The sequence below is a fragment of the Rhizobacter sp. genome, from assembly GCF_031412495.1.
Classification (GTDB): Bacteria; Pseudomonadota; Gammaproteobacteria; order Burkholderiales; family Burkholderiaceae_C; genus Schlegelella_A.
In genome coordinates this window covers 1-1588 of sequence record NZ_JANODC010000459.1, presented here as the reverse complement: position 1 = coordinate 1588, position 1588 = coordinate 1, and the positions used below count along the sequence as shown (strand labels likewise).

The window sequence follows — 1588 nt, the reverse complement described above, 5'->3', positions numbered from 1 at the left end:
GGAGAAGGACTTCTGCAGACTGCTCCGCTTCAAGCGCTTCACCGACGACCTGCCGACGCTGCAGCGGCTCAAGGTGCAGCCCACCGTGCTGGTCGTGGCGCCCCTGTCCGGCCACCACTCGACGCTGCTGCGCGACACCGTCCGCGAGCTCCTCAAGGAGCACAAGGTCTTCCTCACCGACTGGACCGACGCGCGCATGGTCCCGGAGGAGCGCGGCGCCTTCCACCTGAACGACTACGTGCGCTATATCCAGGAGTTCGTCCGCCTGATCGGCCCCGAGGTCAACGTGATCTCGGTCTGCCAGCCCACCGTTCCGGTTCTCGCCGCGGTGTCGCTCATGGCCAGCGCCGGCGAGCCCACGCCCCGGACGATGACGATGATGGGCGGGCCCATCGACGCCCGCAAGAGCCCGACGGCGGTCAACAACCTGGCCATGAACAAGAGCTTCGCCTGGTTCGAGAACAACGTCATCCACCGGGTGCCGGTGAACTATCCCGGTGCCGGCCGGCGCGTGTACCCGGGCTTCCTTCAGCACGCCGGCTTCATCGCCATGAACCCGGAGCGGCACCTGAAGTCGCACTACGACTACTTCCTCGACCTCGTCCGCGGCGACGACGGGAACGCCGACTTCCATCGCGACTTCTACGACGAGTACAACGCCGTTCTCGACATGCCGGCGGAGTACTACCTCGACACCATCAAGACCGTGTTCCAGGACTTCGCCCTCGTCAACGGCACGTGGAAGGTGGACGGCGAACTGGTGCGGCCGCAGGACATCACCACCACCGCCCTGCTCACGGTCGAAGGCGAGCTGGACGACATCTCGGGCGCCGGCCAGACGAGGGCCGCGCATGCGCTGTGCACCGGCGTGCCGCGCGAGCGGCAGTTCCACTACGACGCGCTCGGTGCCGGCCACTACGGCATCTTCTCCGGCCGGCGCTGGCGCGAGAAGATCTACCCGCGCGTGCGCGAGTTCATCGCCGAGCACCAGACGCCGGCACGCAAGTCGGCGCGCAGCACGCGCGCCAGGCGCCCCGTCCTGAGCGCCTGACTCGCGAAGCCGGATGGCCCTGCTCGCCGAGGCGCTGCTCGACGCGCTGCCGCAGACGCAGTGCACGCGCTGCGGCTACCCGGACTGCCGGGCCTATGCCGAGGCCATCGCCGACGGCGCCGCCGACGTCAACCGCTGCCCGCCGGGCGGCCAGGAGGGCGTCGAGCGGCTGGCGCGGATCTCCGGACGACCGGCGAGCCGGCTCGATCCGGCTTGCGGCAGCGAAGGTCCGCGCGCCCTGGCCGTCATCGACGAAGCGGCCAGCAACGGCTGCGCGCTCTGCCTGAAGGCCTGCCCCGTCGATGCGATCGTCGGCGCGGCAAAGCACATGCATGCCGTCGTCGACGTCCTTTGCACCGGTTGCGAGCTCTGCGTCCCGGTCTGCCCGGTCGACTGCATCGCGATGGTCGACGCCGGCGATGGTCGAAGCGGCTGGGCCGCCTGGAGCCGAGAGGAAGCCGAACGCGCGCGCGTTCGCTACGGCGGCCACCGGCAGCGCCTCGACGCGCCGGCGGATGCGCCGGGGCCGGGATCGAC

At 70.1% G+C, this 1588-nt stretch carries 2 protein-coding genes; both read left to right on the top strand.

Going from position 1 to position 1588, the window contains the following annotated elements:
• On the top strand, positions 1–1051 hold a 1051-nt coding region (locus AC30N0_RS17220), incomplete at its 5' end, for a polyhydroxyalkanoate depolymerase (RefSeq protein WP_489519121.1).
• Between the two features lie 13 nt (positions 1052–1064).
• A partial coding sequence (locus AC30N0_RS17215) for an RnfABCDGE type electron transport complex subunit B (protein WP_489519120.1) occupies positions 1065–1588 on the top strand: 524 nt, incomplete at its 3' end.